General features: G+C 59.7%; 20 protein-coding genes. 12 read left to right on the top strand and 8 right to left on the bottom strand.

What is annotated here, in order from left to right; genetic code table 11:
• Positions 1 to 8: 8 nt before the first annotated feature.
• The 4 genes from RBH71_RS06450 (at position 9) to RBH71_RS06435 (ending at position 5,278) form a co-directional block, all read left to right on the top strand.
• On the top strand, positions 9 to 1,598 hold the full coding sequence (locus RBH71_RS06450; RefSeq protein WP_003511134.1) for an ABC transporter substrate-binding protein: 1,590 nt from the start codon (positions 9 to 11) through the stop codon (positions 1,596 to 1,598).
• Positions 1,599 to 1,894: 296 nt separating this feature from the next.
• The gene (locus RBH71_RS06445; RefSeq protein WP_026330699.1) at positions 1,895 to 2,233 is read left to right on the top strand and encodes a DUF3088 domain-containing protein; all 339 of its coding nucleotides are present in this window, start codon (positions 1,895 to 1,897) and stop codon (positions 2,231 to 2,233) included.
• A gap of 41 nt (positions 2,234 to 2,274) precedes the next feature.
• Positions 2,275 to 3,870 (top strand): ABC transporter substrate-binding protein, encoded by a 1,596-nt coding sequence (locus RBH71_RS06440; protein ID WP_111788629.1) that lies wholly within the window; start codon positions 2,275 to 2,277, stop codon positions 3,868 to 3,870.
• 55 nt (positions 3,871 to 3,925) lie between these two features.
• Positions 3,926 to 5,278 carry an LLM class flavin-dependent oxidoreductase gene (locus RBH71_RS06435; RefSeq protein ID WP_111809996.1) on the top strand — a complete coding sequence of 451 codons (1,353 nt, stop codon included), beginning with the start codon at positions 3,926 to 3,928 and terminating at the stop codon, positions 5,276 to 5,278.
• Positions 5,279 to 5,294: 16 nt separating this feature from the next.
• Here the strand turns inward: RBH71_RS06435 and RBH71_RS06430 are convergent, their stop codons facing one another.
• From RBH71_RS06430 to RBH71_RS06400, 7 genes are all read right to left on the bottom strand, one after another.
• Positions 5,295 to 6,266 carry a LysR substrate-binding domain-containing protein gene (locus RBH71_RS06430; RefSeq protein WP_111802632.1) on the bottom strand — a complete coding sequence of 324 codons (972 nt, stop codon included), beginning with the start codon at positions 6,264 to 6,266 and terminating at the stop codon, positions 5,295 to 5,297.
• 19 nt (positions 6,267 to 6,285) lie between these two features.
• The gene (locus RBH71_RS06425; RefSeq protein WP_111802631.1) at positions 6,286 to 7,524 is read right to left on the bottom strand and encodes an acyl-CoA dehydrogenase family protein; all 1,239 of its coding nucleotides are present in this window, start codon (positions 7,522 to 7,524) and stop codon (positions 6,286 to 6,288) included.
• 70 nt (positions 7,525 to 7,594) lie between these two features.
• Positions 7,595 to 8,650 carry an aldo/keto reductase gene (locus RBH71_RS06420; protein WP_003511118.1) on the bottom strand — a complete coding sequence of 352 codons (1,056 nt, stop codon included), beginning with the start codon at positions 8,648 to 8,650 and terminating at the stop codon, positions 7,595 to 7,597.
• A gap of 18 nt (positions 8,651 to 8,668) precedes the next feature.
• A complete protein-coding gene (locus tag RBH71_RS06415; RefSeq protein ID WP_003511116.1) occupies positions 8,669 to 9,604 on the bottom strand; it encodes an ABC transporter ATP-binding protein in 936 nt (311 codons plus the stop codon).
• The gene (locus tag RBH71_RS06410; protein ID WP_065659601.1) at positions 9,582 to 10,580 is read right to left on the bottom strand and encodes an ABC transporter ATP-binding protein; all 999 of its coding nucleotides are present in this window, start codon (positions 10,578 to 10,580) and stop codon (positions 9,582 to 9,584) included. Before RBH71_RS06410 ends, RBH71_RS06415 begins: the two co-directional genes overlap by 23 nt.
• Entirely contained in the window at positions 10,577 to 11,572 is a 996-nt protein-coding gene (locus RBH71_RS06405) for an ABC transporter permease (RefSeq protein WP_003511114.1), read from the bottom strand. The genes RBH71_RS06410 and RBH71_RS06405 overlap by 4 nt, the downstream gene beginning before the upstream one ends.
• Positions 11,569 to 12,558, bottom strand: coding sequence for an ABC transporter permease (locus RBH71_RS06400; RefSeq protein ID WP_065687801.1), 990 nt, complete (start codon positions 12,556 to 12,558; stop codon positions 11,569 to 11,571). Before RBH71_RS06400 ends, RBH71_RS06405 begins: the two co-directional genes overlap by 4 nt.
• 269 nt (positions 12,559 to 12,827) lie before the next feature.
• Here RBH71_RS06400 and RBH71_RS06395 point away from each other — a divergent pair, with 269 nt between their 5' ends.
• The 3 genes from RBH71_RS06395 to RBH71_RS06385 all read left to right on the top strand — a co-directional run bounded on the left by RBH71_RS06395 (position 12,828) and on the right by RBH71_RS06385 (position 16,751).
• Positions 12,828 to 14,435 carry an ABC transporter substrate-binding protein gene (locus tag RBH71_RS06395; protein ID WP_111802630.1) on the top strand — a complete coding sequence of 536 codons (1,608 nt, stop codon included), beginning with the start codon at positions 12,828 to 12,830 and terminating at the stop codon, positions 14,433 to 14,435.
• A 112-nt stretch (positions 14,436 to 14,547) separates the two neighbouring features.
• The gene (locus tag RBH71_RS06390; RefSeq protein ID WP_065704525.1) at positions 14,548 to 15,579 is read left to right on the top strand and encodes an ABC transporter substrate-binding protein; all 1,032 of its coding nucleotides are present in this window, start codon (positions 14,548 to 14,550) and stop codon (positions 15,577 to 15,579) included.
• Positions 15,576 to 16,751 (top strand): acyl-CoA dehydrogenase family protein, encoded by a 1,176-nt coding sequence (locus RBH71_RS06385; RefSeq protein WP_065704262.1) that lies wholly within the window; start codon positions 15,576 to 15,578, stop codon positions 16,749 to 16,751. The genes RBH71_RS06390 and RBH71_RS06385 overlap by 4 nt, the downstream gene beginning before the upstream one ends.
• Positions 16,752 to 16,808: 57 nt before the next feature.
• Here the strand turns inward: RBH71_RS06385 and RBH71_RS06380 are convergent, their stop codons facing one another.
• On the bottom strand, positions 16,809 to 17,879 hold the full coding sequence (locus tag RBH71_RS06380; protein ID WP_065704523.1) for an LLM class flavin-dependent oxidoreductase: 1,071 nt from the start codon (positions 17,877 to 17,879) through the stop codon (positions 16,809 to 16,811).
• 399 nt (positions 17,880 to 18,278) lie between these two features.
• On the opposite strand from RBH71_RS06380, the gene RBH71_RS06375 reads away from it, so the two are divergent.
• The 5 genes from RBH71_RS06375 to RBH71_RS06355 all read left to right on the top strand — a co-directional run bounded on the left by RBH71_RS06375 (position 18,279) and on the right by RBH71_RS06355 (position 22,389).
• Positions 18,279 to 18,896, top strand: a complete 618-nt coding sequence (locus RBH71_RS06375) for an alpha/beta hydrolase (RefSeq protein ID WP_003511103.1) — start codon at positions 18,279 to 18,281, stop codon at positions 18,894 to 18,896.
• Positions 18,897 to 19,113: 217 nt separating this feature from the next.
• Positions 19,114 to 19,311, top strand: coding sequence for a hypothetical protein (locus RBH71_RS06370; protein WP_111802629.1), 198 nt, complete (start codon positions 19,114 to 19,116; stop codon positions 19,309 to 19,311).
• 171 nt (positions 19,312 to 19,482) lie between these two features.
• Positions 19,483 to 20,652 (top strand): FMNH2-dependent alkanesulfonate monooxygenase, encoded by a 1,170-nt coding sequence (gene ssuD / locus RBH71_RS06365; RefSeq protein WP_003511099.1) that lies wholly within the window; start codon positions 19,483 to 19,485, stop codon positions 20,650 to 20,652.
• A 195-nt stretch (positions 20,653 to 20,847) separates the two neighbouring features.
• The gene (locus RBH71_RS06360; protein ID WP_013761664.1) at positions 20,848 to 21,393 is read left to right on the top strand and encodes a flavin reductase family protein; all 546 of its coding nucleotides are present in this window, start codon (positions 20,848 to 20,850) and stop codon (positions 21,391 to 21,393) included.
• A gap of 51 nt (positions 21,394 to 21,444) precedes the next feature.
• Positions 21,445 to 22,389, top strand: a complete 945-nt coding sequence (locus RBH71_RS06355) for an acyl-CoA dehydrogenase family protein (RefSeq protein ID WP_019564752.1) — start codon at positions 21,445 to 21,447, stop codon at positions 22,387 to 22,389.
• The last annotated feature ends 2 nt before the right edge of the window (positions 22,390 to 22,391 follow it).

Below are 22,391 nucleotides of genomic sequence, written 5' to 3'. Positions count from 1 at the left end.
AAACATCCATGGATATTACAAGACGTAAGACATTGCTTTTGAGTGCTGCGCTAGGTGCGGCCATGCTGCTGCCATCCGTGCCGGTGCTGGCGGCGGAGACGCCGAAAAAGGGCGGTATTGTTACCCTTGCGGGTCTCGGTGAGCCGACGACGCTTGTGCCGCTTTCCGATTCCAATACGCGCACGCGCGCGATTTCCACCAAGATCCTGGAAGGGTTGGTGCGCTTCGACAGCGAGTTCAAGCCGCATCCGGTTCTCGCCGAAAGCTGGGAAACCTCCGCCGACGGGCTGCGCTACACCTTCAAGCTGCGCAAGGGCGTCAAATGGCATGATGGCAAGGATTTCACTGCACAGGATGTGAAATTTTCCCTGCTTGCCTTCAAGAAGGTGGGCCCACGCGGCCGTATCACTTTCGCCAATGTTGCCGATATCGAAACGCCCGATCCGCTGACGGCGGTAGTGGTGCTTTCCAAACCTGCGCCTTATCTTCTGCGGGCGCTGACCGGTGGCGAAACGCCCATTTTGCCGGCCCATGCCTATGCTTCGGAAAACTACAATGAGAGTCCGAACGGCAACGCGCCCGTTGGCACTGGCCCCTTTGTGTTTGAGGAATGGAAACGCGGCAGCTATGTGAAGCTCAGGAAGAACCCGAACTACTGGCAGGCCGATCTTCCCTATCTCGATGGCTTCGTGGCGCGGTTCGTCGCTGACGCGGCCTCCACCACCATCTCGGTGGAAACGGGCGAGGCGGATTATACCGCCGATGTCTCCTACAGCGATCTGGAGCGTTTGCGGCAAAATCCCAAGCTTTCGGTGGAGGTCTATACCGACTCCTATCTCAATAACGCCGCCATATTCGAGTTCAATCTGGAGAATCCGATCCTCGCGAAAAAGGAGGTGCGGCACGCGCTGGCACATGCCATCGACCGCAATTTCATCAACGACGCGATCTTTTTCGGCACGGCGAAACCCGCCGGTTCGAACATTCCGGCGGTATTCACCGCCTATAATGACGAGAAGCCCTTTACCTATCCCTTCGATCTGGCCAAAGCGAATGAACTGCTGGACAAGGCGGGGTATCCGAGGGGTGCGGATGGTACGCGTTTTTCGCTGCGGCTGGCCTTCCTGCCCTCCGACGTTTTCCGCAAAACCTCCGAATATCTACGCTCGTCCTTCGGCAAGCTCGGCGTGAAGGTGGATATCGTCGAAGGCGATCTCGCGACCTTCATCAAGCGCGTCTATACGGAGCGCGGTTTTGACCTGACAGTGAACGGCATCAGCCGGTTGTTTGATCCGACAGCGGGCGTGCAGCGGCTCTACTGGTCCGATGGCATCAAGAAACCCGCGCCATACGTCAATGCCGCCCATTACAACAATCCGAGGGTGGATGATCTTTTCCGCGCCGCTGCGATTGAAGTGGATGAAACGAAACGGGCGGGGCAGTTCCACGATATCCAGAAAATCACCGGTGACGAATTGCCGAATTTCTCTATCGTCGCCCTGCCGACCGTCATTCTGCGCAACACCAGCCTGCAGTCTCTCGTCACCACCATCGACATTGCCTATGGCGATCTGTCGACGGCCTGGAAGAACGAGTGAGCGTTTTGCATATGGCAATAAAAAACCCGGCAATTCTGCCGGGTTTTTTATTGCTGAAAACGGCCCTCCGGCCTTTTTTCACTATCGCGGGATAACGGCGTTTTCGGGAAAAACGTTGCCTTTGGAACAGGCCGGCAGGAACGGTGATGCCAATTATCGGAACTCTAAAAAAATCAATTTCTTCAATAATTTAGGGCGAAGGAATTCTTCGTTTTGCGGGAAGAATAGCTTTCTGGACCTCTGATTTCTCTGCCTGCACTGTGTCCATGAAATCTCACCCGCACACGATGGATGCCATGGCCAAGGATACGCTTTTTTTGATCGCCCCCGGTTTTGAAGACCCCAAGCACCCCGGTGTCCGGTTCGTCTGCCCGCATTGTAACCAGATCGAAGGCCTGCTTGCCGCCTTTCCGGACCTTGCCGCCGGGATTGATATCCACCGGGTCGGTTTTCAGCGTCCGCGCGAAGCGGTCATCGCCGTCGTGGGTGAGGAAAACCAGTCGTTGCCGCTGTTCGTCTTTACCGGCGATGCACCAGCCGATGCGACGACCAAAGGCGACACGCACTTCATTCAGGACACGAAACGCATTTTGCAAATCCTCGCCGAGCGTCACGGGTTCCCGCAACTGCACTGAGATGCCGCACCCCGCACATCGGATTTTTATCGGAGACAGACATGACCTTTTCCAGACGCCAGTTTCATAAAATTGCACTCGCCGCCGGCGCTTTCGTGGCGCTTCCAGGTGGTTCTTTCGCTGCTGCTGAAGAGCCGGTTTCGGGCGGTACGCTCAAGATCGTCTATTTTCCCGAGCCGACGCAGCTCGTGGCAATCAATACCAGTGCGGGCGGTCCGCAGTTCATCGGCTCGAAGATTTATGACGGGCTTTTGACGTACGATTACGAACTTTCGCCCAAGCCGAGCCTTGCCAAAGAATGGAGCGTTTCCGCCGACGGGCTGGAATATGTCTTTCATCTGCAGCCGAATGCGAAGTTCCATGACGGCAAGCCGGTGACATCGGCAGATGTGGAGTTCTCGATCCTGCGGCTGAAGGAAGCCCATCCGCGCGGCCGGGCGACTTTCTCGCATGTTGAAAGCGTCGATACTTCCGATCCGCTGGTCGCAAAGGTGAAGCTTTCCAAGCCGGCGCCGGGATTGATAACCGCGCTCGCCTCGTCGGAATCGCCTGTTGTGCCAAAGCACATCTTCGAGACCTTCAAGCCGACTGACAATCCAAAACCCGCCCAGATCATCGGCAGCGGTCCCTTCGTCCTGAAGGAATGGGTGCCGGGCAGCCATATTCTTCTGGAAAAGAATGCCGACTACTGGGACGCGTCAGGTCCTTATCTCGACCGCGTCATCATTCGCCTCATCAACGATGCGGGCGCTCGCGCGGCGGCGCTGGAAACCGGAGAGGGCGACATTGGCCCGAACCCTGTGGCGCTTGCCGATCTGGAACGACTGAAATCCATCCCGACGCTGAAGGTGGATGACCGCATCTACGCCTATGCCGGTCAGCAGAACCAGCTCGTCATCAACCTTGAGAACGAATATCTCAAGGAATTGAAGGTGAGGCAGGCTATTGCCCACGCGATCGACGTTCCGGCGCTGATCGATACCGTGCTTTACGGTTACGCCGTGCCATCGCCCACGCCGATCAGCCCCGGCCTTGCGAAGTTCCACAATCCGGATATCGGTTTTGCCAAATTCGACGTCGCGCTGGCGGAAAAGCTGCTGGATGAGGCGGGCTTTCCGCGCAAGGATGGCGGCAAGCGCTTCAAGCTCAGGGTCACCACCAACCCGTTCAACCCGCAGACCTATTCGGATTTCATAGCGCAGGCGCTTTCCAAGATCGGCATCGAGGCGGATATCCAGAAATTCGATTTCGGCACCTATGTGAAGGTCGTTTATACCGATCGCGCCTGGGACCTTTCAGTCGAATCCCTCTCCAATACCTTCGATCCGACGGCCGGCGTGCAGCGTGTCTACTGGAGCAAGAACTTCAAGATCGGCCTGCCGTTTTCGAATGCCAGCCACTACGCCAATCCGGAAGTGGACCGGCTGCTGGAAGCGGCCGCGGTGGAGCCGGATATCGAAAAGCGCGCAGCCTTCTTCAAGGAGTTTCAGGCCGTCGTCGCCAAGGATCTTCCCGTCATCAATCTCGTTTCGCCAATCCAGCCGGTCGTCGGCAGCGTCCGCATCAAGGACTACGCGACAGGGGCGGAGGGTCTCAGCGGCAATCTCGCCAAAGCGTGGGTGACGAAGGAGGCGTAAGCGCATCCTCACCTCTCGTTTAAAGCCGCGTCAAAGTTGAAAAGGGTTCATCGCCATGAGCAGAAAATCCGAGAAGCTTGTCCTCAATGCGTTCATCTATCCGGGTGGGCACCATGAAGCAGCCTGGCGCCACCCCGAGTCGGAGCCACTGCGCGTCACGGATATAAGGCTCTACCAGGATATCGCCCGCAAGGCCGAGGCGGCAAAGCTGGATGCCATTTTCTTTGCCGATGCGCCGGTGCTGGACGCTAATATCCGCTATGCCGCCCGGCACCGGCTGGAACCGATCACCATGCTGGGGGCCTTGGCGGCCGTCACCGAAAAGATCGGCTTCATTGCGACGGCCTCCACCACCTATTACGAGCCTTACAATCTCGCGCGGCTGTTCGCCTCGGTCGATCATATCAGCGGCGGCCGGGTGGGCTGGAACATCGTGACGACCTCCGCCGATGCGGCGGCCGGAAACTTCAATCTCCAGCAGCATCCGCCGCATGCCGACCGTTACCGGCAGGCGACTGAGTTCGTCGATGTGGTGACAAAGCTCTGGGACAGCTGGGAAGACGATGCCATCGTCGCCGACAAGGAGAGCGGTCTTTTCGCCGATACCGACCGCATCCATCCCGCCAGTCACGAGGGCGAGTTCTACCGGGTGCGGGGCGCGCTTAACCTGCCACGCTCGCCGCAGGGCAGGCCGGTCTATGTGCAGGCCGGCTCTTCGGAGGACGGCCGTGGCTTTGCTGCCCGTTATGCCGAGGCAATCTTTACCGCGCATCAAACTCTGGAGAGTGCGCGGTCTTTTTATTCCGACATCAAGAGGCGCGTGGCGGCCACGGGGCGCAATCCCGCCCATGTGAAAATCCTGCCGGGAATCAGCCCCTTCATCGCCTCCACCGAAGAGGAGGCGCGAAAGCTCGAGGCGAGTTTCAACGATCTCATCCAGCCGGCCTTTTCGCTTGGGCAGTTGCAGCGCATTACAGGCATTGATCTCTCATCGACCGATCTCGATCAGCCGTTGCCGAAGGAGGCGGTGGAAGCGACGCGCGCGCAGGCGGACAGCAGCCGGCATCAATTGGTTCTCGATGTCATCGACCGGGAAAATCCGACGATCCGGCAATTGTTGCACCGGCTTGCCGGCGGGCGCGGCCACAAGGTGATTTCGGGAACGCCGGAACAGGTGGCAAACTGGATAGAAACCTGGTTCCGTGAAGGTGCTGCCGACGGCTTCAACATCATGCCGCCATGGCTGAATGGCGGGTTCGATATTTTCGTCGACGAGGTCGTGCCGATCCTCAAACAGCGCGGGCTGTTCCGCGAGGACTACGAGGGCGACACGCTGCGTGATCATTACGGCCTGCCCCGGCCGGAAAACATCCATACGACCAGGGAGTTGCAAAGGGAACGCGCCTGATGTGGGACGGGCGTGTTCAGGCGGCGGCTTCGAGTGAGCGTGTATCCTCGCGCAACAAGGCGAGTAGAGATGCGATTTCCGGCAGCCGCCGCCTGTCAGGACTGGTTAGAAGATGATACCGGCTGGCGGTCGGCTGAGGTGCGCCGAAAGGTGCGATCAGACGGCCGGTTCGAAGCTCTTCGGAAATGAGCGAGTGGCGCGCAAGGCCGATGCCGTGGCTGGACAAGAGTGCCTCTATCAGCGCGGTCTGACGCGAAAAGCGCGGTCCTGCTGCGGAAAGCCGAAGCGGAATGCGGCAGGCGCGCAGCCAGTTTGCCCATTCGAAGGCAGCATCGGTGCCGTTGCCGCGCAACATCGCAAAAGAGATATCCCGAAGCCGCTCGGGTTCACCACCAAGCTGGTGGCGGGTGGCAAAATCCGGGGTGCAGACGGCACTGACGGTGTCGGCAAAAAGCGGTTCGTGAATGAAACCGGGGATTTGTCCGTGGGTGGCGACGATCGCGCAATCGGCATCGAAATGCGTGAGGTCGATGGCGTCGCCCTCGAGAGATTCAATCGAGATATCTACGTCTCCAAGGGCTGGAACGATGGTTCCCAACCGCGGCGCCAGCCATCGGGCCGCAAAACAGCCTTCCGCCAGAACCTTCACCTGCCGCCGGCCGCCGGAGGCCATGAGATCGGAAAGGCTGCCGATCATAGTCTCGAAAGCGTCCGCAAGGCCGGGGTAAAGCGTGCTGCCGGCCTCGGTCAGCACCAGCTCGCCGCGCTGGCGGCTGAAGAGTGTGTGCCCGAGATGGGTTTCCAGAATGCGCACCTGCTGGCCGATTGCGGCAGTCGAGACATGCAGTTCTTCCGCCGCCCGCGAGAAGCTGGCGTGACGCGCGGCCACGACAAATGCGCGCAGGGCCGTCAGCGGCGGCAGCCGGGAAAGCGTTGGCAATCGAAAAGCCGCTCTTGCGACCGAAGGAGGGATGAATTCCGTTCTCATGGCCGTTTTCCCTTCATGGCTAGAATACACGGCCTTCCCTGAGGTGCGTCGTGGTGCCGTTGAGATAGTAGTCGCCGATGACACGCGCCTTGTGGGCAAGCGGATTGTGGTTGTAGACCGTGCGGATGTTGCGCCAGTGGCGGTCGAAATTCCGCTCGCTGGACGTCGCCGATCCGCCGCCGAGTTCGTAAAGGTTGGTGGCGACCGTCAGTGAAAGCTGCGATGCGATGATCTGGGTACGGGCGGTGGCGAGAGAACCTTCCAGCAAAGCCGCTTCTATCGCCTCTTCGTCGCCGCTGGAAAAGGCGGCGGCGGTCCTGTCGAGCGTTCTTGCCGCCTCGCGGATCAGCGTCTTGACGGCGAAGGCACCGGCGCTGATCTCGCCGAGCATCTTTTGCACAAAGGGGTCCTGATTGGCGGTTTCGGCGCTGCTGTGGAGCGTCGTGCGCGCCTGGCGCAGAACATAGTCGATGCCATCGTTGAGTGCACCCTGAACGGCACCGGCGGCAGAGGCAGCGAGGTGCAATTGTCGCATGGCCGAGCTGTGGCGCCCGATCTGGCTGCCGAGCTTGCGGGTCGTCAGTTCATGCGGGAGCACCTCGACATTTTCAAGCAAAACGCCGCCGCTTGCCGTCATGCGCTGGCCCATGCTGTCCCAGTCGTCGAGAATGGTGATCCCGGGCCGATCAAGCGGAATGAGGACGCCGATCGGCTGTTCGTCGTCGCCGACAGCGCTAAAGGTGCCGAAATCTGCGAAGGCGGTGCCGGTCGCATACCATTTGCGGCCGTTCAGACGATAACGGTCGCCATCGGCGCTGAGGCGCGTGGTGATTTCACCGGGGCGTTTGGTCCCCTGTTCCGTGCTGGCGCCCGCAAAGAGCTTGCCGGTGAGGACATTTTCGAGGTGCCGCCGATCCTCGAGCTCGATCGGTGTGAGAGCGAGGTTTTCTGTGAAATTGAAATGGCTGCGGAGTGCGTGCGGAATATTGCTGTCAGCTTCCCCGAGGATCATCAGCACTTCTATATAGTCCGCAATCAAGCCTCCCGGTCCGCCCTTGGCCTCGGGGATGCGCAGCGTGCCGATCTTGGCTTCTTTGATCAGGCCGAAGATTTCGAAGGGAAGTTCCCGCTGACGCTCACGGCGAGCGGCATCCTTGGCGGCAACAGCCGCAATGTCCCTGGCGCGGGCCAGAATGTCGTCTCGGCTCGGCACGCCGGAATTATCGGTGGTTGCGGTCTGTATTTTAGGATTGGACATTGCGGATTTTCCCTGAGCGGATGTGATGACCTGCGGCACGGTCGCGCCGCAGGCATTTTCTTCTGGACGATCAGGCGACCGCGCGCGGCTTGACGACCGGGCGGGGAGCCGGTTCGATATTGCGCGGCACGCGGCCTTCGACGGGATGGCTCGGATCGTTGAAGCCCGGTGTCGAGGGATGGCCTGTCGTCACAAGGCTGTCGACCAGCGCCTCGTCTTCCGCATCGATCTTCACATCGAGGGCGCGGACGTAACCGTCCCAATGGTCTTCAGTGCGCGGGCCGGTGATCGCGGCGGTGACGAACTTGTTGTTCAGCACCCAGGCGAGCGCAAAATCCGCTGCCGAAACACCCTTTGATGCGGCGTGCGCCGCAACCTTCTGGGCGATTTCGACCGACTCGGGGCGCCATTCGGTTTCCAGAACCCGCTTGTCGCCACGGCCGACACGGGTATCTGCGCCCGGCTGCTCACCCGGCTGATATTTGCCGGTCAGCACGCCACGTGCCAGCGGCGAATAGGAAACGACGCCCAGCCCGTAATTATGTGCCGCGGGCAGCTGCTCGGCTTCCGCTGTGCGGTTGACGATGTTGTAAAGCGGCTGGCTGGCGATAGGCCGGTCGATGCCGAGCTGATCGGCCAAATGCGAAATTTCGGCGATGCGCCAGCCCCGGAAGTTGGAAACGCCGAAATAGCGCAGCTTGCCCGCACGGATGAGATCGGCAATGGCGCGTACCGGCTCTTCCAGCGGCGCGTCGAAGACGGCGCGGTGGAAATAGAGGATATCGATGTAGTCGGTGTTGAGACGGCGAAGCGAATTCTCGACGGTCTCGATCACCCATTTGCGCGAATGGCCGCCAAGGTTCGGACCCTTGGTGTGGGAATTGACGAATTTCGTTGCCAGAACCCAGTGATCGCGACTGGCCTTGATACCGCGACCAACGACTTCTTCCGACTTGCCGTCGTGATAGACATCGGCAGTGTCGATGAAGTTGATGCCCTGCTCGCGTGCCTTGTCGATAATGCGGAAGGCCACGTCATCCGGCGTCGGGCCTCCGAACATCATCGTGCCGAGGCTCAGCGGTGAAACTTTCAGCGCGCTGCGTCCGAGATAGCGATAGTCGACCATTATGGTTGCTCCTTCAGTTTATTGGGCATGGTGGCAAGCCACGGCGTGGTTCTTGCCGAAAAGAGTGTAATCCGGCGCTTTTTCGCGACAGAGATCGGTGGCGAGCGGGCAGCGGGTGTGAAACCGGCAGCCGGATGGCGGGTTGTGGGGGCTCGGCAGGTCGCCGGAAATGGGCGCTGCCTGCTTGCGGCGCGCGGGATCGGGAACGGCCGCGAGAAGCGCACGGGTATAGGGGTGTTTCGGAGAGGCCCAAAGCTCCGCGGTCGGCGCGCTTTCCACGATCTTGCCGAGATACATGACGAGAACGCGATCGGAAAAATAGCGTACGACCGAAAGGTCGTGGGATACGAAGAGATAGGACAACGAAAGCCGTTTCTTCATCTCCACCAGAAGGTTGAGGATCTGCGCCTGTATGGAAAGATCGAGCGCCGAGACAGGCTCGTCGCAGACGACCAGTTCCGGCTCGAGAACGAGCGCCCGGGCAATGCCGATGCGCTGGCGCTGGCCGCCGGAAAACTCGTGCGGATAGCGGTCGAGTGCATCCGGTGGCAGACCCACCTGCGCGACGATCGCCTCGACGATCTCCCGCTGTTGCGCCCTGTCGCCAATGCCGTGCACCTTCAACGGCCCGGTAAGGATGGTTCGCACCGTCTGGCGCGGATTGAGCGACGCGAATGGGTCCTGAAAGATCATCTGGATGCGGCGGCGGATGCCGCGCAGCTGCGACGACGACATCGCCGTGACATCGGCGCCCTTGAAGGTGATCCTGCCGGAAGTGGGCTCCACCAGCCGCATCAGCGACTTGCCGAGCGAGGATTTGCCGCAGCCTGATTCACCCACCAGCGCCACGGTCTCGCCCGCCTCGATGTCGAGCGACACATCGTCGACGGCGCGGACTGTTCCGCGTCCTCCCGAATAGTGGGTGGAAAGACTATGCACTGACAAGAGCGTCATCGGATACCTCTTGGGATGTGGGGGATACGAAGGGGCAGGCGGCGTAGCGACCTTCCGAGACGAGCCTCAGCGGCGGTACGAACTGCCCGCAGAAACCGCGGGCGCTCGGACAGCGTGGCCGGAAGGCGCAGCCGCGCTCGCCCGTAGCGGAAACGATTGAACCCGGAATTTCGATGAGTGGGCCGTCGCGATAATGCTGGCCGTCTTCGGCGCGCGGAGAGGCAGCCAGCAGGCCGCGCGTATAGGGGTGGTAAGGATTGGAGAAAACCGGTTCAGGCAATCCTTCTTCCACCTTGCGGCCGGCATACATGACCATGACCCGATCGGCCCATTGCGCCACAATGCCAAGATCGTGGGTGATGAGGATGACGGCCATATTGAGATCGCGGCGCAGATTGTCGAGCAGCTGCAGGATCTGCGCCTGTATCGTCACGTCGAGCGCGGTCGTCGCCTCATCGGCGATCAGTAGTTTGGGATTGCAGGCAACGCCGATGGCGATCATGACGCGTTGGCGCATGCCGCCGGAAAGCTGGTGCGGATAATCGTCCACGCGGCGCTGGGCGTCGGGAATATTGACGAGGTCCAGAAGCTCGATGGCGCGTTTGCGCGCCTGGTGCCTGTCGATCCTTTCATGGATGCGCAGCACCTCGACGATCTGTTCGCCCACCGTCAGGACCGGGTTCAGCGACGTCATCGGTTCCTGAAAGATCATGCCGATATCGCGGCCGCGAATGCCGCGCCATTGCCGCTCGGAAAGCGGTAGGAGATCGCGGCCTTCGAGCAGAACACGCCCACCGGTTTTTGCATGCGACGGCAACAGGCCGATCAGGCCGAGCGCAGTCAGCGATTTTCCCGAGCCGCTTTCGCCGACGATTGCAAGCATTTCGCCGGACTGCACATCGAAGCTGACGCCCTTGACCGGTTGGGCTGAGCCGAAGCTGACGGAGAGATCGTGGACTTCGATAAGTTTGCTCATCGGCGTTCCTCCGAAAAACGGGGGTTTAGCGCATCGTTGAGACCGTCGCTGATGAGATTCAGCGAAATGACGGTGAAGACGATGGCGAGGCCGGGAAGGGCGGTCAGATACCAGGCGGTGCGAATGACGTCGCGTCCCGACCCGATCATCGAACCCCAGGAAACACGGTTGGGGTCGCCAAGTCCCATGAAGGAAAGGGCTGCTTCCATGAGGATCGCACCCGCCACCATGACGGAGGAGGTGACGATGATCGGCGGCAGGGCGTTGGGCAGAATTTCCTGAAACACGATACGCGCATGGCCATAACCGAGGCTTCGTGCGGCAAGCACATAGTCCTTCTCGCGGATGGCGCGGAATTCGGCGCGGGTCAGGCGCGCAACAAGTGGCCAGGTAATGATGCCGATTGCCGAGGTTACCGTGGTGACCGAAGGCTGGGCAATGGCGACGAGCACCACCAGCAGCACGAAGTTCGGCAATGTCTGGAAGATTTCGATGATCTTCACGAGAATATCGTCGATGACGCCACCGAAATAACCGGCAAAAGCACCGATTGTTATGCCGATCGTCAACCCGATCAGGGTGGCGACGACACCGACGGTGAGCGAGATGCGTGCGCCATGCACGATGCCCGCCAGCACATCACGCCCCATGGAATCGGTGCCGAGCGGATAGGCTGGATTCTGGCCGGGCCAGAGGAAGGGGCGGGCCACCATTTCCAGCGGATCGCCCGGATAGATCAGCGGGGCCGTGACAGCGGCGATGAGGACGGTGGCAAGGAACAGCAGCCCAACGATGGCGTTGGGATTGGTCAGGAAAATCTTCAGTTCCCGCCGCAAGCCGCGCCGCGGCACGGAGACGGAGCGGGCTGAAAGCGCGTCCGGCGCATGGATATAGGGCCAGACTTTTTCTTCAGGTTTTTTAGGTTTGGGATTGCTCTCTTCGGCACTGAGTTCGGCCGCGTCGAGAACTGCTGATGTCTGGGAGGAATTCATCGGCTTTCTCCGATGCGGGGGTCGAGCCATGCCTGCAACAGGTCCACGGCGGCATTGACAATGATGACGACAAGAGAAGAGAGAAGCAGAATGCCGAGTAGCACGCTGAAATCGCGGGCCATGACGGCCTCGAAAGCAAGACGGCCAAGGCCTGGCCAGCTGAAGACGGTCTCCACCACGACCGCACCGCCCAGCAGGCCACCAATATGCATGCCGGCCATGGTGGTGATCGGGATAAGTGCGTTGCGCAGAATATGGCGTGTGGTGAGCCGGAAGGGTGAAACGCCTTTTGCCCGTGCCGTGCGCACATAGTCCTGGGATTTGACTTCCAGCATCGCCGCGCGGGTGAGGCGGGCATAAATCGCCAGAAAATAAAGCGCCAGCGAAAGGGCGGGGAGAACGATATAGCGCAGCCTGTCCAGAAGGGCGTCGAGGCCGGTGAGGCTGCTGCCGATGGTGCTGTCGCCGCCAGACGGAAGCCAGCCGAGCTTGACCGAGAAGGTGAGGATAAGCATCAGGCCGATCCAGAAGCCCGGCACGGAATAAAAGATTAGCGAGCCAATCGAAATGATCCGGTCCGGCAGCTTGCCGGAAAAGAGCGCCATGATGGAGCCGAGGAAAACGCCGACGAAAATCGCAATGCCAAGTGCTGCTCCCATCAGCGCCAGCGTGCCGGGCAATCGCTGGCCGATAAGATCGGCGACCGGCATGCCGTAGCGGGGTGAAAAGCCGAGGCTGAACTGGGCCAGATTGCCGAGATAGTTCATGAGCTGATGGACGACCGGCAGGTCGAGCCCGAAGCGTGAGCGAATTTCGGCCATGGTCTCGACGGTCGCCGAACCCGCTTCCGCGGCCAGCACGTCAGCCGCATCACCAGGCGCCAGCTGCAGCAGGAAGAAGTTCAGGATGACGATACCGAGAACCGTCGGGACGGCCTGAATGGCCACCCGCCTTGCCTGCGATAAAATCCGTTTCGAATTCGACATCGGCTCCAGTCCATTCGCTTGAAAACATGAAATCGGCCCGTAAAGGCGTTGGTATTAGTTGACTAATTTTATGGAATTTGTCAAAGAGTAATAGAATTATTTTCTGAAATTTACGGAAATATGCGCCATAAAGAAAAGATAATTCCTATTTATGAGAATGGTTGGTGCTTCATGCCAATCTCACTCTCGTCTGCGGAACAAACTTCTTCCCAAGCGCGGCCGTTCAGTTTTGCCGGTTTTTCGCCGGTTCAATTAAGGAGAGGTATCGCATGACTGTTTTCAACCAGACGACGCGCCGCGGATTTCTGCTGGCGTCGGTGGCTCTTGGCGTGGTGTCGTTGCCGGGGCTGAAGCTCAACGCGGCGGAGCCGGCAAGCGGTGGCACAGCCACCCTACTCATCTCATCGGAGCCGCCGGTGCTGACGACGATCGCACACACAGCCTATAATTCCGTCTATATATCGCCCAAGGTCACAGAAGGGCTGCTGACCTATGATTTCGACCTCAATCCCAAGCCGCTCCTGGCCAAATCGTGGGATGTCAGCGGCGATGGCCTGCGTTACACCTTCAATCTGAGACCCGGTGTAAAATGGCATGACGGCAAGCCTTTCACATCTGCCGATGTGGCGTTCTCCGTCAACACCATCAAGGAAGTGCATCCGCGCGGGCGCAATACCTTCCTGAACCTCACCAGTGTCGAGACCCCGGATGATCTGACGGCCGTGCTGGTTCTTTCCAAGCCTGCGCCGTATCTGATAACGGCGCTTGCCGCTGCTGAAACGCCTATCGTGCCCAAGCATCTTTATGAAGGTACGAAAGTTACCGAAAATCCCATCAATCTCGCGCCTGTTGGTACCGGCCCGTTCAAGTTCAAGGAATGGGTGCGCGGCAGCCATATCGTTTTTGAGCGCAATGCCGATTACTGGGATGCGCCGCGCCCCTATCTCGACAAGCTGATTGTTCGCTTCATTCCAGATGCGTCGGCCCGTGCCATCGCAATCGAAACCGGTGAGATCGATCTCGCTCCGAGCACCCCGGTCGCCTATAGCGATCTCGACCGCCTGAAGGAGCTACCGAGCCTCGGCTTCGAGACCAATGGCTATCAATATACCAATTCGATCAGCCGCGTTGAGTTCAACCTCGAGAAGGACGTGTTCAAGGACGTCCGCGTCCGCCGTGCCTTCGCGCATGTGATCGACCGCAAAGTCATCTTCAACACGGTCAATTATGGCTATGGCGCGACAATCACCGGCCCGATCAATCCGAAGCTGACGAAATGGTTTGTCGAGGATCTGAAGACCTATCCGATCGATCTGAAGGCGGCCGAAGCGCTGCTGGACGAGGCGGGATACAAGCGCGGCGCGGATGGTATCCGTTTCAAGCTCAATCTGGACTATGTGCCGAGCACCGAAGCCTATCCGCGTGGCGCGGACTATATTCGCCAGGCGCTGGCGAAGGTCGGTGTGGATGTGACGGTGCGGACGCAGGATTTCGCCACCTATACCAAGCGCATCTACACGGATCGCGATTTCGATTTTGCCTATGAGGGCATGAGCAATCTCTTCGACCCGACCGTCGGTGTGCAGCGGCTATACTGGTCGAAAAACTTCAAGAAGGGCGTGCCCTTCTCAAATGGCGCCGCCTACAGCAACCCCAAGGTGGATGCGCTGCTGGAAGCTGCCGCTGTCGAGATCGATCCGGACAAGCGCGTCGCGCAATGGAAGGAAATACAGCAGATCCTCGTCGATGACGTTCCTGCCATCGACATCGTTGCGGCACCTGAAATCACCATCTTTAACAAGCGCATTGCCGATCACACTATCGGTGCAGAAGGCGTCGCGGGCAGCTTGGCCTTCGCGCATATCGCGGCATCCTGATCGTCTCGCCAGCCCCTGCCCGCCGTTTGCGGCGGGCAGGGGCATCTCCCTTTCGTCGACGGGCACCGCAGCATCGCTTTCTGGTGTCATCGTTTTCATCGAGGCCAAAGCCATGAGCACGACACTTTCTGAAATCTGGTACACACGTTGCCCGGTGCCCACGCCCGTGGGGCTTGCGGCGCAGCTCGGTTATCTCGCGCAGACCTTTGAGGATGTGGGGATATCGCTGAAATCCATCATCGATTCACCGGATCGTTCTGTGCGGCAGAGCCATTTCAACCACACGCTGGAATGGTCCTTCCGCCACGGCGGTAATGTGCCCCCTATCCGCGCCCGCTCGGAAGGGCGCAATACGCGTCTTATCGGCATTACCTGGACCGATGAGTTCCAGGCGATCATCACCCTTCCGGAAAACGGTATCCGCTCGCTTGCCGATCTCGTCGGCCGCCGTTTCGGTGTGCCGCGCAGACCTGATGGGATTGTCGATTTCATGCGAGCGACAGCATTGAAGGGCATCGTTTCGGCGCTTTCGCTGGAGGGGCTGAGGGTCGAGGATATCGAGCTGAAGGATATCGTGATCAAGGATTCCGTGCTGGCGACACAGGAGGGACCATCCCTTTTCGGCCTGAAGCGGCGACAATCCTTCGGTGAGGAGATCATCGCGCTGTTGCGGGGTGAGGTCGATGCGATTTTCGTCAAGGGTACTGCCGGTATCGCCGCCGCGAACCTGATCGGCGCCGTGCAAGTGGCGGAATTCGGTTTTCACCCCGACCCGAAGATACGTATCAACTCCGGCTCTCCCCGCGTGCTGACAGTTGACGGACGACTTGCCGATGAGCGCCCCGATCTGGTGGAGCGGCTGGTTGCCGCCATTGCCAAAGCCTCGCTCTGGGCGGAGCAGCATCCGGAAGAGACCCGCCGTTTTATCGCGCGCGAGGCGGGTGCGACCGAAGAGCAGGTTCTGGCCGCCAACGGCCCGGATGTCCACCGCCATCTAGGTCTTGGCCTCGATGCAGACCTCGTCGCCGCCGTCGGCCATTACAAGGATTTCCTACATCAATGGGGTTTCCTTGAAAACGACTTCGATCTCGCTGCGTGGATCGATGACCGTTTCGTCACGACCAGTGAAAGGGCGGTGGCATGAGCGGCGCTTTATCCGCCGTTCCGAGCCCGGAGCAGCACTTGAATCCCGTCGCCATCGCAACCGCGCTCGCCGAAGATTTCAGCCTGACTGCGGCGGAGTATGACAAAAGCGGCGAATTCGCCGCCGGTAATTTCGAGGCGCTTTTCAAGTCTGGCCTGCTTGGTCTCGTGACGGCTGAAAAGGACGGTGGTTGGGGAGAGGGCATGGAAACCGCGCATGCCGTCATCGCCGCCATTGCCAAGGGTGATCCGTCAACCGCCCTCATCCTTGCCATGCATTACAGCGTTCATGCTGCCATCCGGCGCGGCAGGTGGCCGGCAGATCTCGCGGCAAAAGTGCTGGCCGCCAATAACAGGGAGCGGGCGCTTCTGAACAATGCGCAGGCAGAGCCGGGGATCGGTTCCCCGGCCCATGGCGGACTGCCGGAAACGACGGCGCGGATCGAGGGCGATTTCTGGGTGGTCAATGGCCGCAAGAGCTTCGTCACCGGCCTGCCGGGTCTGAAATGGGCGATTGTACTTGCCGTCACGACGGAAGAGGCGCCGCGTCTGATCCAGCTTCTGGTCCCGCTCGATGCGCCGGGCATCGGCCGGGAAAAGGCATGGGAAGCGACAGGAATGTATGCCACCGCCAGCGACGATCTCCTGCTTGAGAATGTGAGGGTGCCGCTCGCCGATATCGTTGCCGAACAGCCGGCGGACGAGCCGTTGCGGCGGGATGAGGCGGACGGTTACAATTTCTTCGTGCTGCTGGCCTCCGTCTATCACGGTGTCGCGCTTTCGGCGCGTGACGCCCTCTTGCGCCATCTGACAGGCCATGTTCCGGCAAGCCTCGGCGCGCCGCTGTCATCCATTCCGCGCATTCAGGAAGGTGTGGGCGAGATCGAGGTACTTCTTGCGGCCAACAGGCGTCTGCTCCGCTCCGTCGCGCGTGATATCGATGCGGGTGAGAGGGTAGGCACGGATGCGCTCGCCGTTCGTCATGTGGTGATCGACAATGCGCTGGCAGTGACGGATCTGGCGCTGGAGCTTGGCGGCAATCGCGGCCTTCGCCGGGACTATAATCTCGAGCGGCATCACCGCGACGCCATAACGGCAAGGGCGCATGCGCCGCAAAGCCACATGATCCGAACTATCCTCGGCCGTCAGAGCATCAAGGCTGTTGGCGGCTGACCGTAGAAGACATGGGCGGCTTTGTTTGGCAGGCCGCCCATGTTGACGCCGCCCGCATCAGTCCCGGAGTAGCGGCAACAGCTTGTCGCCCTGCCGTTCAATTTCCTGAAGATAGGGCGTGTCGGAAAGCACGAAATGGGTGATGCCAAGCGCGCGGTATTTGCGCAGCGACGCGGCGACGTCTTCCGCCGAACCGACGAGCCATGTCGTTGCGGCACCGCCTCCGCCAAATTTGCCGGGTGCGGTATAAAGATTGTCGTCCAGCACATCGCTCTGCGTGTGCAGATCCAGCAGGCGGCGCTGGCCGACCGCGACACCTTGCAGATGATCGTTCCAGCGCACGCCATTGTTCGCAGCCATCTCCGCCACCTTTGCTTCCGCATCGCGCCAAGCCTCAGCCGCGGTTTCGCGCACTAGCGTGGTGATCCGCAGACCGAATTGCAGCGGCGGCAGGTCACGGCCGAGGGTCTCACTGAAATGTCTGAGACGTTCGATCCTTTCGCGCACGCCGGCGAGCGGTTCGCCCCAGAAGAGCTGGACATCGGCTTCAGTTGCGGCAACCTGTTCGGCGGCCTCGGACGCGCCGCCGAAATAAAGTTTGGGATGTGGCCGGCCGGCACTCTCGCTGATGCGCGGCGAGACGGTGGAGTTCTTGACCCGGAAATGGTCGCCATTGAAAGTGACGTTTTCCTCAGTCCAGAGCCGCCGCACCAGCCGCATGAACTCCTTCGTGCGCGCATAACGCTGCGCCTGATCGCCTTCTTCGTCGCCATAGGCCGCAAGCTCGTCCCTGCCGGAAACGACATTGATTCGTACCCGGCCACCAGAAAGCTGATCGAGCGTGGCGGCGGCCGATGCGAGATTGGCCGGCTTCCAGTAGCCGGGGCGGATAGCGATCAGTGGCTCGAAAGTGGTGGTACGCGCGGTAAGCGACGCCGCAACCGTAAAGGTATCCGGACGCCCCCAGCCTGTGCCGATCAACGCGCCCTTCCAGCCATGGTTTTCCAGCGCCCTGGCATGGGTAGTTAAAGTATCGAGGCTGTTGTGGTTTTCGCTGACGGCGTCGCCCCGATGTCCGGGTTTGACGTCATTGGGGATGTACCAGAGAAATTCGCTCGTGCTGCTCACATTATCCGCCTGAATTTTCGCTTTATGTCGCGGTGGAATGGCCCTGCCGAGGCTCGGCATTTGCCATTTTGAGGTTCGGGAGGTTGAGGTCTCCGACAGTGCGAGAATGACAAACCGGCGGCGGCACGGCCAAGCAGCGGCGTTTCTTTTGGAATGCGGCAGAGGAAAAGCTTTCCGCGCGGTTTGCTCGATTAGAACATATTTTCTATGGAAAATATTTTAGGCAATGATTCCACATGCGCAGTGCCAAGGCTGCTGCCGAGAACGTATTTTTTGCCGCAACGGAATTGTCTGGATCGATTTTTCTCGAGTTCGGAAAAGCTGAGCAAGGCAATAGTCGACTAAAATTGCGAAATTCACCATTCTTGGCACACCCCGCCCGCAAACCACGGAGTAGGCATGTGTACCACCTTGATTGTCCCCGGCCTCAACGGTTCGGATGAGGGGCATTGGCAGCGGCACTGGCTGCTGGAAGATTCGGAGGCGCAGCTGGTCGATCAGCAGAATTGGGAATGCCCGGTTCTTGAAGACTGGCTTGAGCGTCTGGAAGCGGCGCTCGCCGCAACCGAAAGCGCCTATATTGTCGCCCACAGCCTGGGTTGCCTGCTCGTCGCCAATATGGCGACACGACCCGTGGCCAGCAAAATCAGGGGTGCGCTTCTGGTGGCGCCCGCCCATCTCGACAGAGTGGAGGCAATGCATCCATGCATCGTCCGCTTCGGCGCATTTCCTCGGTCGCCGCTCACCTTCCCCAGTCTCGTCGTAGGTAGCATGAACGACCCCTATATGAATCCAGACGAGTTAGCCCGCACCGCTGCTGACTGGGGAAGCGATATCGTCAATCTCGGCTCCGTTGGACACATCAATATTGCCGCCGGTTTCGGCCGGTGGTCCGAGGGCTATGCTCTTTTCGCACGCCTGAAAGCGGCGTCCGAAATCAAGGCCAGCAGATCGAGGAAGCGCGGATCACCCGTTCTGCACGGTGCGCTGCTGCAGGGTGATGCCGGCGCTCTATAGTCTTTTCGTCCCAAGTCCGTGCTTTGAGCGGCCATCGTGTCGACGCCATTGCGATGACCCCTATATTGGTGGTTCGAAACGGAATTTTTCCCGCTGCCGCAACCTTAGTCCACGTTTGCCGGCAATCCGCCAATTATAGAATAGGAATTTTATGGAAAATATTGACCAATCTGGGCGCTCGCCGGAGGATAGAGCGAATTGACCAAAGGAGGCGCACATGCCGCAGGGACTTCATGCGTTTACTGTCGATCTGTTCGGTCTGGCCAGGCGTAGGCCGCGAGGGGTTGATCAGGGCAGTCTCCAGCCGCTGGATCATTCCGGTCTTATCAAGCGGGAAAAGAGCGATCTCGACCTTGAGCGGGAAGAGATTTACGAAATGAATTTCGCGATGCTCGGACTTTATTCGGTCCTCTGACACAGGGAGGCGAAAGGTTTGTTTTCGCTTCCCAGACCCATTTCCCAGCGGAGATAAACTCTCCTTGCGGCACGGAAATTGGAACAAAATTTCTTAAACGCGGCGGGGAATTGGCTACCCTTTTAGTACCCAGCCGAATTGCCCGATGGGCGGATTGCAAAGGACCTGTCGATGAGCACAGCTGACAAACCACTCGATTTTCTATGGTTCATACCCACCTCAGGCGACGGCAGCTATCTTGGCTCCGACGATCTGTCACGTCCCGCCGATCCCGGCTATTTCCGGGAAATAGCGCAGGCTGCGGATCGGCTCGGTTATTCCGGGGTGCTTATTCCCACCGGCGTCGCCTGCGAGGAATCCTTCATACTCGCGGCCAATCTCGCCGCCTATACCGAGAAACTGAAATTCCTCGTCGCCATCCGTCCGGGCGTTGCCTCGCCGGCCTATTATGCGCGGCTTGCCTCCACGCTGGACCGTGTTTCCCATGGTCGGCTGCTTCTCAACATCGTCGTTGGCGGCAGCGCGCAGGAGCTGGCTGGTGATGGCATCTTCCTGCCGCACGACGAGCGTTACGACCACGCTGACGAGTTCTTCCAGGTGTTCAATTCGTTGATCGAAACTGGCAAGGGAGATCTCGACGGCAAATATATCAAGGCACAGGGTGCCAGGCTCGGCCTGCCACCGGTGCAGGAACCGCGTCCGCCGCTTTATTTCGGCGGCTCCTCCGATGCCGGGATCGAGTTCTCGGCCGGTATCACCGACAAATATCTGACCTGGGGTGAGCCGCCGGCACAGGTGGCGGAAAAAATCGCCAAGGTTCGCGCCGCCGCAGCGAAAAAGGGGCGAGAAGTGACATTCGGCATTCGCCTGCATTTCATCGTGCGCGAAACCGATGAGGAGGCCTGGGCCGATGCGGACAAACTGATTTCCAAGCTTTCCGACGAAACCATCGCTTCCGCTCAGGAGGCCTTCTTAAAGGCGTCGGATTCGGTCGGTCAGGCAAGGATGCGGGCGCTGCATAATGGCCGGCGTGACCAGCTTGAAGTCTCTCCGAACTTGTGGGCGGGAATCGGTCTTGTCCGCTCTGGCGCCGGCACCGCGCTGGTGGGTTCGCCGAAGACAGTTGCGGCGCGGCTGCGGGAGTATCAGGCGCTGGGCATCGATACCGTCATCGCATCGGGCTATCCGCATCTGGAGGAAGCCTATCGTCTATCCGAATTGCTGTTTCCGGAAATCGGGCTTGATGGGCCACGTAATCAGATCCGTTCGTCTTTCGGCACGAAACAGGTTTTCGGCGGCGGCGGCCACGGCGGTAACGTCAAGCTGGTATCCGGCTCGTGATCAATCGCCGGAAGGCAGGCGGCCCTGTCTTCCGGTTAGCCTTTCCCATGGGCGTCATTCGGCGGAGCGTTCACGGGAGAGCGGCATATAAAACATTATTTCCATAGAATATAAGTATTATGGAAAACGATGTCTATTTCACGCCCCGCCGCCGCTGCTAACTATTGAGCAACAAGCTGTTTTCAGGAGCGATCGATGACATTGCAATATGCGGCCAAGGATCAACAATTCATCAATCTCCGCGATCCCGTCTCTGGCAAGGCGCCGGATGCCGATAGCCTTAAGGCGGCGCTCAGGACGCTGGGCGGCGGTGTCAGCGTCATTACGGCGGGCGAGGGTGATGCGCGCACGGGTGCTACGGTAACATCCGCCACCGCCCTGTCGGTCGATCCGCCAAGAATTCTGGTTGCGCTCAACCGCTCCTCCTCCACATGGCCTGTGGTGCAGCGCTTCGGCCATCTGGCGGTGAATATTGTCGGCCCGAACCATCAGTTCATCGCCAACCAGTTTGCCGGTGTTGGCGGTCTGAAAGGTGTGGACCGTTATCGCGGCGCGGAATGGACCCGTCTGGCGAGCGGCGCGCCCATCCTCGAGGACGCCGTTGCCGCGATCGATTGCACCATCGAGGAGGCGATCGAGCGCCACAGCCACGTCATCATCATCGGTAAGGTGGAGGCGATCCGCATCGGGTCGGGTCACTCGCTGGTCTATCAAAACGGCCGTTATCATTCGCTGGACTGAGCTCCGGCCTTTCCGGCGCTTTCACTGGGTCATTCTTTGAGGGAGTTGAGCATGGGATCTGTCACGCCGCTCGGCGAAAGAATTCGTTTCGTGTCCCCGCGTCTCGGCGCGGATGGGGATGTACTGAACGTTGCCCGGACGATTGCCGAAAAATGCGCGGTGGAAAGTGCCGCACAAATCCACGCGCGGATTGCCCGTTCCGGCCTTCTCGCCCTCTCCGTTCCAAACGATCTGGGCGGGGCGGACATCACAAACGACGTTCTCTCGCAAGCTCTCTCGATTATTTCCGCGGCGGATGCGGAGGCGGCGCATGCGCTTGCCGAACACTTCACGGCGCTCGAATTCATCAGGAACGCCGGTAGCGAAGAGCAGCGCAAAACCCTCTTCGCCCGCCTCGATCTTGGTGAGACTTTTGCGCTTGCCTCATCTGACGCCGGCGTGGATCAGGCGGTTCTGTTGACTGGCGACGACTATGGCTTGCGGCTGCCCGATGACATTGCCCGATCTGTTACCTCAGATGCAGACTGGATCGTTGTCCCGGCAGTCAACACGGCAGGGCAGGCCGTGCTCGTTGTTCTTCGCAATCGCCCGGATACATCATGGGACGGCCTGCTGCGCGCCGATCAGGTCGCGTTTCTTGCCCAGGGCGCTGGAAATCTGGCAGCCTCCGTTTTCACCCTTCTGAAGGCCGCCGTGGCTCTGGGTGAGAAACAGCGTGAGCTTTCAGCGTTGCTGATTGACAGATTGGCCGAGGAAGGTGATGCGCGCCCCCTTATCGGCGAAATATTTCTCGCAATCGAATTGCTGAAGGCACAGATTTCCCGCCTCGCGGCCAATATCGATGCGGCGCAGGTGGGGGCGGAAAGCGTGACCTTTCGCTCCGTCCGAAACAATGCCATCACGCTGGAAATTCTAATGGCCCGTCTCGGCCTTATCGATGGTGCAAGCGAATCAGGGCTGATTGCGACTCTGGGCGACGATCTGCGCCGACAGTAAAC

The sequence above is a fragment of the Rhizobium sp. AN68 genome (assembly GCF_030758035.1).
In the GTDB taxonomy this organism is placed as follows: Bacteria; Pseudomonadota; Alphaproteobacteria; order Rhizobiales; family Rhizobiaceae; genus Agrobacterium; species Agrobacterium tumefaciens.
Note: the sequence above shows the minus strand (reverse complement) of the source record. Positions and strands in the feature narration are given on the sequence as shown.

Bases quoted from the DNA above. Each gene is read 5' to 3' on its own strand.
- RBH71_RS06355 (WP_019564752.1), top strand. From the start codon at position 21,445: ATGGGATCTGTCACGCCGCTCGGCGAAAGAATTCGTTTCGTGTCCCCG.
- RBH71_RS06370 (WP_111802629.1), top strand. From the start codon at position 19,114: ATGCCGCAGGGACTTCATGCGTTTACTGTCGATCTGTTCGGTCTGGCC.
- RBH71_RS06360 (WP_013761664.1), top strand. From the start codon at position 20,848: ATGACATTGCAATATGCGGCCAAGGATCAACAATTCATCAATCTCCGC.
- RBH71_RS06450 (WP_003511134.1), top strand. From the start codon at position 9: ATGGATATTACAAGACGTAAGACATTGCTTTTGAGTGCTGCGCTAGGT.
- RBH71_RS06385 (WP_065704262.1), top strand. From the start codon at position 15,576: ATGAGCGGCGCTTTATCCGCCGTTCCGAGCCCGGAGCAGCACTTGAAT.
- RBH71_RS06405 (WP_003511114.1), bottom strand. From the start codon at position 11,572: ATGAATTCCTCCCAGACATCAGCAGTTCTCGACGCGGCCGAACTCAGT.
- RBH71_RS06375 (WP_003511103.1), top strand. From the start codon at position 18,279: ATGTGTACCACCTTGATTGTCCCCGGCCTCAACGGTTCGGATGAGGGG.
- RBH71_RS06390 (WP_065704525.1), top strand. From the start codon at position 14,548: ATGAGCACGACACTTTCTGAAATCTGGTACACACGTTGCCCGGTGCCC.
- RBH71_RS06415 (WP_003511116.1), bottom strand. From the start codon at position 9,604: ATGACGCTCTTGTCAGTGCATAGTCTTTCCACCCACTATTCGGGAGGA.
- RBH71_RS06445 (WP_026330699.1), top strand. From the start codon at position 1,895: ATGGCCAAGGATACGCTTTTTTTGATCGCCCCCGGTTTTGAAGACCCC.
- RBH71_RS06425 (WP_111802631.1), bottom strand. From the start codon at position 7,524: ATGTCCAATCCTAAAATACAGACCGCAACCACCGATAATTCCGGCGTG.
- RBH71_RS06410 (WP_065659601.1), bottom strand. From the start codon at position 10,580: ATGAGCAAACTTATCGAAGTCCACGATCTCTCCGTCAGCTTCGGCTCA.
- RBH71_RS06435 (WP_111809996.1), top strand. From the start codon at position 3,926: ATGAGCAGAAAATCCGAGAAGCTTGTCCTCAATGCGTTCATCTATCCG.
- RBH71_RS06430 (WP_111802632.1), bottom strand. From the start codon at position 6,266: ATGAGAACGGAATTCATCCCTCCTTCGGTCGCAAGAGCGGCTTTTCGA.
- RBH71_RS06400 (WP_065687801.1), bottom strand. From the start codon at position 12,558: ATGTCGAATTCGAAACGGATTTTATCGCAGGCAAGGCGGGTGGCCATT.
- RBH71_RS06395 (WP_111802630.1), top strand. From the start codon at position 12,828: ATGACTGTTTTCAACCAGACGACGCGCCGCGGATTTCTGCTGGCGTCG.
- RBH71_RS06420 (WP_003511118.1), bottom strand. From the start codon at position 8,650: ATGGTCGACTATCGCTATCTCGGACGCAGCGCGCTGAAAGTTTCACCG.
- RBH71_RS06440 (WP_111788629.1), top strand. From the start codon at position 2,275: ATGACCTTTTCCAGACGCCAGTTTCATAAAATTGCACTCGCCGCCGGC.
- ssuD (WP_003511099.1), top strand. From the start codon at position 19,483: ATGAGCACAGCTGACAAACCACTCGATTTTCTATGGTTCATACCCACC.